The organism is Streptomyces mayonensis (genome assembly GCF_018982965.1).
Classification (GTDB): Bacteria; Actinomycetota; Actinomycetes; order Streptomycetales; family Streptomycetaceae; genus Streptomyces; species Streptomyces mayonensis.
Genome location: NZ_JACBYP010000067.1, coordinates 34,622 through 44,197, shown reverse-complemented (window position 1 = coordinate 44,197; position 9,576 = coordinate 34,622). Strand labels below are relative to the sequence as shown.

The 9,576-nt window shown below is 75.4% G+C and carries 3 pseudogenes; all 3 read left to right on the top strand.

What is annotated here, in order from left to right:
• Window positions 1-12: 12 nt before the first annotated feature.
• Window positions 13-942 (top strand): annotated as a pseudogene (locus HZS56_RS39275) (acyltransferase domain-containing protein); the annotation flags it as partial.
• Window positions 943-987: 45 nt separating this feature from the next.
• Window positions 988-5,796, top strand: a pseudogene (locus tag HZS56_RS39270) (type I polyketide synthase); the annotation flags it as partial.
• Window positions 5,797-9,534, top strand: a pseudogene (locus HZS56_RS39265) (type I polyketide synthase); the annotation flags it as partial.
• Between the last annotated feature and the right edge of the window lie 42 nt (window positions 9,535-9,576).

Sequence of the window (9,576 nt, the reverse complement as noted above, 5' to 3'; positions counted from 1 at the left end):
TCGCAGGGGGAGATCGCGGCTGCGGTGGTGGCGGGTGCGTTGAGTCTGGAGGACGGTGCGCGGGTGGTGGCGTTGCGCAGTCGGGCGATCGCCGCGGAACTCGCCGGCCACGGCGGCATGGCATCGGTGGCGGCCTCCGAGAAGGACGTGCGCCGACTTCTGGACGGCATCACGGACCCCGTGACCGTGGCCGCGGCCAACGGACCCGCCACGACTGTCGTCTCGGGTACCCCCGAAGGGCTCGACGCGCTCCGGGCCCGGTGCGAACGCGAGGGAGTGCGCTACCGCCGCATCCCGGTCGACTACGCCTCCCACTCCGGGCAGGTGGACGCGCTCACCGACCGGATCCTCGCCGACCTGGCCCCCATCCGCGCGGACCGCGCCCGGGTGCCGTTCTTCTCGACGGTCACCGGTGACTGGCTCGGCGACGAGGTGCCGGACGCCGCCTACTGGGTGCGCAACCTCCGCCACCGGGTCCGCTTCGAGGAGGCCGTACGCGCCCTCGCCGCGACGGACGCCGGAGCGTTCGTGGAGTGCAGCGCGCACCCGGTGCTGACCGCGGCCGTGCACGAGACGTTGGAGGCGGCCGGTCACGAGGCCGCGGTGACCGGGACCCTGCGCCGCGACGACGGAGGGGCCCGGCGCCTGTTCGCCTCGCTCGGCGAGGCCTTCGTGCACGGCGTGCCCGTGGACTGGGCGCGGGCGTTCGCCGGCGTCGGCACCGGACACGTCGACCTTCCCACCTACGCCTTCCAGCGCGAACGCTACTGGTGGGACCCCGACACGCTGCGCGGGCCCGCCGCGCCGGACACCTCGCGCCCCGGCGACGACACCGGCTTCTGGGAAGCGGTGCAGAGCGACGACGCCGGAACCCTCGCCGACCTGCTCGACGTGGACGGCGACGCCCTGGACGGCGTACTGCCCGCGCTGCGGACCTGGCGCCGCCACCGTACGGCCGAGGCCGCTGTCGACTCCTGGCGGTACCACGTGCGCTGGGCCCCGGCGACCCTGCCCGGCGATCCCGTACTGAGCGGCACGTGGCTGCTGGCGGTCCCGGCGGACTCCGCCGCGGCGGCCGACTGCGCCGCCGCGGTCGCCGCCGCCGTACGCGAACACGGTGGTGACGTCACCACGCTCACCCTCACCGCGGACGCCACCCGGGACGACGTCGTCCGCCTGCTGCCCGACGGAGCCTTCGCGGGGGTGCTGTCCCTGCTGACCGTCACCGACGGAGACGGAACCGCTCGGGGACGCGTCGAACGCACCGGCCTCACCACCACCGTCGCCCTGTTCCAGGCGCTCGGCGAGGCCGGGTGCAGCGGCCCTCTGTGGTGCCTGACCCACGACGCGGTCACCGCGACCGCCGAGGACGCGCGCACCGCCCGGGACGCCGCCGCGGCCCAGCACATGGTGTGGGGCCTCGGCCGGATCGCGGCCCTGGAACACCCCGAGCGGTTCGGCGGCCTCGTCGACCTGCCCGCCCGCCCCGACGGGCGCACGGGCCGCCTCCTCGCGGCGGTCCTGGCCGGCGGCAGCGGCGAGGACCAGGTGGCCCTGCGGCCGTCCGGCGCGCTCGTCCGGCGCCTGTCCCGCACCGGTGCCCCCACCGGGACGCGGCCGGCGTGGCGCCCGCACGGCACCGTCCTGGTGACCGGCGGCACCGGCGGTCTCGGCGCCCGCGTGGCCCGCCACCTCGCCCGGCACGGCGCCGACCACCTCCTGCTGGCGAGCCGACGCGGCCCGGACGCGCCGGGCGCCGCCGAACTGCGCGCCGAACTGGAGGAGACCGGCGTCCGCGTCACCCTCACCGCCTGCGACGTCGGCGACCGGGAGGCCGTAGCCGAACTGCTCGCGACCGTGCCCGCCGACCATCCGCTGACGGCGGTCGTGCACACCGCCGCCGTCCTGGACGACTCCGTCGTCGAACGCCTCACCCCCGACCGGATCGACCAGGTCCTGCGGGTCAAGGCCGACGGCGCCCGGCACCTGCACGAACTGACCCTGGACACCGGCCTGGACGCCTTCGTGCTCTTCTCCTCCCTGGCCGGCACCCTGGGCGCCTCCGGACAGGGCAACTACGCCCCCGGCAACGCCTACCTGGACGCCCTCGCCGAGCAGCGGCACGCCCTGGGACTGCCCGCCACCTCCATCGCCTGGAGCATCTGGGACGAGCGCGGCATGGCCACCGAGGGCGACATCGAGGCGACCGCCGGCCGCCACGGCCTGCCCGTGATGGACCCCGGCCTGGCCGCCGAGGCCCTCGTCGCGGCGGCCGGCGACACCGAACCGACCGTCGTCGTCGCGGACGTGGAGTGGGACAGGTTCCACGTGGCCTACACCGCCACCCGCCCCAGCCCCTTCCTCGCCGACCTGCCCGAGGTCCGCCGGCTCACCGCCGCGGCCACCGGGCCGGCCCCCGGCACCGCCGCCGGTACTCTCGCCGGGCGCGTCGCCGCGCTGGGCGGCCGGGCCGAACAGCAGGCCGCCCTGCTCACCCTCGTCCGCGAACAGGCTGCCGAGGTCCTCGGCCACTCCGGACCCGACGCCGTCGATCCCACGACCGCCTACCGCGACCTCGGCTTCGACTCCGTCACCGCCGTCGAACTGCGCAACCGGCTGAACAAGGCGACCGGACTGCGGCTGGCCTCCACCATCGTCTTCGACCACCCCACCGCCCGCGATCTCGCCGCCCACCTGCGGGACGAACTCGTCGGCGGCCCCGGCGCGGACCCGGCCCCGGTCCCCGCGCCCGGCCCCGCTCCGGCCCCGGCGGACGGGGACGACCTGATCGCCGTCGTCGGCATGGGCTGCCGCTTCCCCGGAGACGTCCGCTCCCCGCAGCAGCTGTGGCAGCTGCTCCGCGACGGGGGCGACGCCATCACCCCGTTCCCCGACGACCGGGGCTGGGACCTCGACGCCCTCCGGGGAACCGACCCGGGCGACCGCGCCGGCACGTCGACCGCCCACGAGGGCGGATTCCTCCACGACGCGGGCGATTTCGACGCGGAGTTCTTCGGGATCTCGCCGCGTGAGGCGCTGGCGATGGACCCGCAGCAGCGGCTGCTCCTCGAAACCTCCTGGGAAGCGCTCGAACAGGCCGGCATCGACCCGACCGGCCTGCACGGCACCCGCACAGCCGTGTTCACCGGCACCAACGGCGGCGACTACCTCACGGTCAGTCCCGACGTCCCCGAGGAGACCGCCGGATACGTCGCCACGGGCAACATCGGCAGCGTCCTCTCCGGGCGGGTCGCCTACACCCTCGGACTGGAGGGCCCGGCCCTCACCGTCGACACCGCCTGCTCGTCGTCCCTCGTCGCCCTGCACCTGGCCGTGCGCTCGCTCCGGCAGGGCGAGTGCGACCTGGCCCTCACCGGCGGTGTCACCGTCATGTCCACCCCGGGCATCTTCACCGAGTTCACCCGCCAGGGCGGTCTGGCCGCCGACGGCCGCAGCAAGGCGTTCGCAGCCGGTGCGGACGGCGCCGGGTTCGCCGAGGGGGTCGGCGTCCTCGTCGTCGAACGGCTCTCGGACGCCCGGCGCAACGGCCACCGGGTGCTCGCGGTCGTGCGGGGCAGCGCGGTCAACCAGGACGGCGCGTCGAACGGCCTGTCCGCACCCAGCGGCCCCGCGCAGCAACAGGTCATCCGGGCGGCGTTGGCGGACGCCGGGCTGGACGGGTCGGACGTGGACGTGGTGGAGGCGCACGGTACGGGTACGAAGCTGGGTGATCCGATCGAGGCCGGGGCGCTGCTGGCGACGTACGGGCAGGGGCGTGATCCCGGACGGCCGTTGTGGCTGGGGTCGGTGAAGTCGAACATCGGCCACACGCAGGCCGCGGCCGGTGTCGCGGGCGTCATCAAGACCGTCCTCGCCCTGCGGCACGCAGCCCTGCCCCGGACCCTGCACGCCGAAGAGCCCTCCGCACACGTCGACTGGTCCACCGGCACCGTGGCACTCCTCACCGGGCCCCGCGACTGGCCGGAGACGGGACGGCCGCGCCGCGCCGGTGTCTCGTCCTTCGGCGTCAGCGGCACCAACGCCCACGTCATCCTGGAACAGGGGCCGGACCCGGAGGCCCGCGACGACGACCACCCCACCGACGGCACCGTCGAACCCTGGACGCTGACGGCGCGGTCCGACGCGGCCCTGCGGGACCAGGCCCGGCGCCTGCTGCCGTTGGCGGAAGGCGCCGCACGGGACACCCGGGCCCCCCGGGGCGACGACATCGGCCACGCCCTCGCGACCACACGCGCCGTACTCGACCACCGGGCGGTCGTCCTCGGCGCGACCGGCGCCGACCCGGCCGGCGCCCTGACCGCCCTGACCGCCCTGACCGCCCTGGCCGAGGGCCGGCCGACACCCGCCGTCGTGACCGGCACGGCCACCTCCGCCGACGACCGCGTCGTCTTCGTCTTCCCGGGTCAGGGGTCGCAGTGGGTGGGTATGGCGTTGGGGTTGTTGGGTGATGTGCCGGTGTTTGCGGAGCGGTTGGGGGAGTGTGCGGCGGCGTTGGAGCCGTTTGTGGATGTTCCGTTGTGGGAGGCGTTGGGTGATGGGGTGGCGTTGGGTCGGGTGGAGGTGGTGCAGCCTGCGTTGTGGGCGGTGATGGTGTCGTTGGCTCGGGTGTGGGAGTGGTTCGGGGTGCGTCCGGCTGCGGTGGTGGGGCATTCGCAGGGGGAGATCGCGGCTGCGGTGGTGGCGGGTGCGTTGAGTCTGGAGGACGGTGCGCGGGTGGTGGCGTTGCGGAGTCGGGCGATCGCCGCGGAACTCGCCGGCCACGGCGGCATGGTCGCCGTGCAGCGGCCCCTCGCCGAGGTGGAGGGGATACTCGCCGGCTACGGGGAGGAGGTCACGGTCGCCGCGGTGAACGGGCCCGGATCCACCGTGGTCTCCGGCGGCACCGACGCGCTCGACGCCCTGATGGCCGACTGCGAGACCCGCGGCGTCCGGGCCCGCCGCATCCCGGTCGACTACGCCTCCCACTCGGCACAGGTGGACGCGCTCACCGACCGGATCCTCGCCGACCTGGCCCCCATCCGCGCGGACCGCGCCCGGGTGCCGTTCTTCTCGACGGTCACCGGCGACTGGCTCGGCGACGAGGTGCCGGACGCCGCCTACTGGGTGCGCAATCTCCGCCACCGGGTCCGCTTCGAGGAAGCGGTACGGGAACTGGCCGCCGACGGCTTCGACGCCTTCGTGGAATGCAGCGCCCACCCGGTGCTCGCCGGGAGCGTGACGCAGACGCTGGAGGACGCGGGCCGGGACGCGGTCGTGACCGGCTCGCTGGTCCTCGGCGACGGCGGTCTGCGACGCCTGCTGACCTCACTGAGCGCCGTCTTCACGCACGGCCTCCCCGTGGACTGGAGCCGGATCTACACCGGCACCGGAGCCCGCCACGTCCCGCTGCCCACGTACGCCTTCCAGCACGAACGCTACTGGCTCGACACCGGCCCCGGCACCGGCGCCCCGGACGTCGCGTCCGCCGGACTCACCCCGGACCGCCACCCGCTGCTCGGCGCGGCCCTGCGCACCGCCACCGGTTTGAGCCTCGTCCTGACCGGGCGGCTCACCCCGTACCGCCACCGCTGGCTCCGCGACCACGCCGTCGGCACCCTTCCGCTCCTGCCGGGAACCGCCCTGCTCGAACTGGCGGTGCACGCGGGCGAACGGTACGGAACCCCCCACATCGGTGAACTCACCCTGCACGCCCCGCTGCCGCTGCCCACCGGAAGCGACACCACGGACCTCCAGGTCACCGTCACCCCCGACGGCCCCGACGGCGCGACCGCGACCGTGCACAGCCGTCCCGGCACCGACGCCGGCCCGGACACCCGGGACTCCGCCCCCTCCTGGGTCCACCACGCGACGGCGGTGCTCCGCGCGGACGCCCCCGCACCGGAGCCCGCCGAACCCCAGTGGGCCGCCACCTGGCCGCCCTCCGGCACCACCGAGGCCGACCTCACCGGCCTCTACGACGAAATGGCCGACGCCGGCTACGCCTACGGCCCCGCCTTCCAGCGACTCGCCCGCCTCTGGCACGCCCCCGACGGCACCGTCTACGCGGAGGCGCGACTGCCCGAGCACGGCGAACCGGCGTCCCCCGACGACGAGGGCTTCACCCTCCATCCGGCACTGCTCGACGCCGTCCTGCACGCCGTGGTCACCACCACCCGCTCCGAGGACGGAGTGCGCCTGCCGTACGCCTTCGACGACGTCGCCGTGCACGCACCCGGAGCCCGCGTGCTGCGCGCCCGGATCACCCGCTCCGGCGACTCCGCCGTCGCCCTCGACCTCGCCGAACCGTCGGGGCGGCGGGTCGCGAGCATCGGCTCCCTCACCCTGCGGCCCGCCGACACCGCGCAGCTCACCGCGTCGCACGGAGCGGCAGCCCGCTCCCTGTTCGCCGTGGAATGGGAACCGCTGACGCAGCCCGGCGAGGAACGCCCCACCGGCCGGTGGGCCGTACTGGGCGACGGCGACGGCGTCCCCGTACTCGAAGCGCTCCGGAGTGCCGGCGCCGCACCGGACGCCCACCGCGACCTCGACGGTCTGCTCGCCGCCCTCGACGCCGGTGCCCCCGCGCCCGACCTCCTCGTGTGGACCGTCGGCGACCGGCACGACGACACCGTGACCGCGGCGCACGATCACACGGCCACGGCCCTGGCGACCGCCCGCGCCCTGCTCCTCGACGAACGGCTGGCCGGCACCCGGCTGCTCGCCGTCACCGAGGGAGCAGCCGGCCCGGCCCCCGCGACCGGCGCCGCCGCCGCCACCGTCTGGGGCTTCCTGCGCACCGCGCACACCGAGACACCCGGACGGTTCCTCCTCGCCGACACCGACCGGGACCCCGCGTCGCTGCGGCTCCTGCCCGCCGTCGCCGCGGGCGAGGAACCCCAGGTCGCCCTGCGCGCCGGCCGCGTCCACACCCCTCGCCTCACGCGCTCCACCGACCGGGCCGACGACACCCCCGCCCCCTTCGGTCCCGACAGCACGGTCCTGCTCACCGGCGCCACCGGACACATCGGCCGGCTGATCGCCCGGCGCCTGGTCCATGAGCACGGCGTACGCCGACTCGTCCTCGTCAGCCGACGGGGAGGCGAGGCGACCCGCGACCTCACCGCCGAACTCGCCGGGGCGGGCTGCGAGGTGACCACCCTCGGCTGCGACCCTGCAGACCGCGAAGCCCTGCGGACCGCGCTCGCGGGCATCCGCGCCGACCACACCCCCACCGCGGTGGTGCACGCGGCGGGCGTCCTCGACGACGGAGTCGTCACCTCCCTGACGCCCGACCAGCTCACGACCGTGCTGCGCCCCAAGGTCGACGCCGCCTGGAACCTGCATGAACTGACCAAGGACGAGCCGCTGACCGCGTTCGTCCTCATGTCCTCGGTCTCCGGCCTCCTCGGCGGCGCGGGGCAGGCCAACTACGCGGCCGCCAACGCCTTCCTGGACGCACTCGCCGCCCACCGCGCCGACCTCGGTCTGCCGGGACAGAGCCACGCCTGGGGCCTGTGGGACCAGGACGACCTCAGCGGCGGCATGGCCTCCGGACTCGACACCACCGACCGCGCCAGGCTGGCCCGGCTGGGCGTGGCGCCCCTGCCCGAGGACCAGGCCCTCGCGCTGTTCGACCGGGCGGTCGCGGACCCCGCACCGCTCGCCGTGCCCACCAGGCTGGACCTTCGACAGGTACGCGAACAGGCGGAGAGCGAGGGGATCCCGCCACTGCTGCGCGGACTCGTCCGCCCGCCACGGCCCGCGGGCAGCGACGGAACCTTCACCGAGCGTCTGACGGCCCTGACACCGGACGAGCGGATCGACCTGGCCCTCGGGCTCGTACGCGACCTGGCCGCCGCCGTACTCGGCCACGCCTCGGCCGACCGGGTCCCCGCCACGCGTGCCTTCCGCGACTCCGGCTTCGACTCGCTCGGCGCACTCGAACTGCGCAACCGGCTGAACAACGCCACCGGACTGCGCCTCCCCGCCGGACTGGTCTTCGACCACCCCACCCCCACGGAGCTGGCCGCCCACCTGGTGGACCAGCTGCCCGGCCCGGCCCGGCAGGAGGAGCCCGCCGCGCCCGCCGCCCCCACCGACGAACCCCTCGCGATCGTCGGCATGGCCTGCCGCTATCCCGGCGGCGTCACCAGCCCCGGGGAACTCTGGGAGCTGGCCGCCACCGGCGCCGACGGCATCGGCCGCTTCCCGGCGGACCGCGGCTGGGACCTCGACGGGCTCTACCACCCCGACCCGGACCACACCGGCACGTCGTACACCCGCGAAGGGGGCTTCCTCCACGACGCGGGCGACTTCGACGCGGGTTTCTTCGGGATCTCGCCGCGTGAGGCGCTGGCGATGGACCCGCAGCAGCGGCTGCTCCTCGAGACCTCCTGGGAAGCCCTCGAACAGGCCGGACTCGACGCCGACGACCTGCACGGCAGCCGCACCGGAGTGTTCGCGGGGCAGGTCTACCACGACTACGCACCGGCCCCGGAGCGGACCCCCGGACACGTCGAGGGCCTGCTCATGACCGGCGGCGCGGGCAGCGTCCTGTCCGGCCGGGTGGCCTACACGTTCGGTTTCGAGGGGCCGGCGGTGACGGTGGACACGGCGTGCTCGTCGTCGCTGGTGGCGATCCACCTGGCGGGCAGGGCCCTGCGGTCGGGCGAGTGCGACCTCGCGCTGGCCGGCGGCGTGACCGTCATGGCGACCCCCGGCCCCTTCGTCCAGTTCGCCCGTCAGCGGGGTCTTGCGGCCGACGGCCGCTGCAAGCCCTTCTCGACGGACGCCGACGGCATAGGGATGGCCGAGGGTGCGGGCGTCCTGGTCCTGGAGCGGCTGTCGGACGCGCGGCGCAACGGACACCGGGTGCTCGCGGTCGTCCGGGGCAGTGCGATCAACCAGGACGGTGCGTCGAACGGCCTCACGGCACCGAACGGCCCCGCGCAGCAGCGCGTGATCCGCGCCGCGTTGGCGGACGCCGGGCTGGCCACCTCGGACGTGGACGCGGTGGAGGCGCACGGCACCGGCACCGTCCTCGGCGACCCCATCGAGGCGGAGGCGCTGCTGGCGACGTACGGGCAGGGGCGGGATGCCGGGCGGCCGTTGTGGCTGGGGTCGGTGAAGTCGAATGTGGGGCACACGCAGGCGGCGGCGGGTGTGGCGGGTGTGATCAAGATGGTGGAGGCGTTGCGGCGGGGGGTGTTGCCGGCGTCGCTGCATGCCGGGCGGCCGTCGCCGCATGTGGACTGGTCGTCGGGTGGGGTGCGGTTGCTGGACCGGGCGCGTGAGTGGCCCGAGGTGGGGAGGCTGCGCCGGGCGGGTGTGTCGTCGTTCGGGATCAGCGGCACCAACGCCCACGTCGTCCTCGAACAGGCCCCTGCCGAGACCGGGTCCGGAGCGGGGCGACGCGCCGAACTCCCGGTCGTGCCCTGGGTGATCTCCGGTCACCACCAGGAGGCCCTGCGGGCGCAGGCCGGACGGCTGGCGGCCTTCGTCGAGGCACGGCCGGACACCTCCGCCACGGATGTCGGCGCCGCACTCGCGGCGGGTCGTGCGGTGCGCGGGCATCGT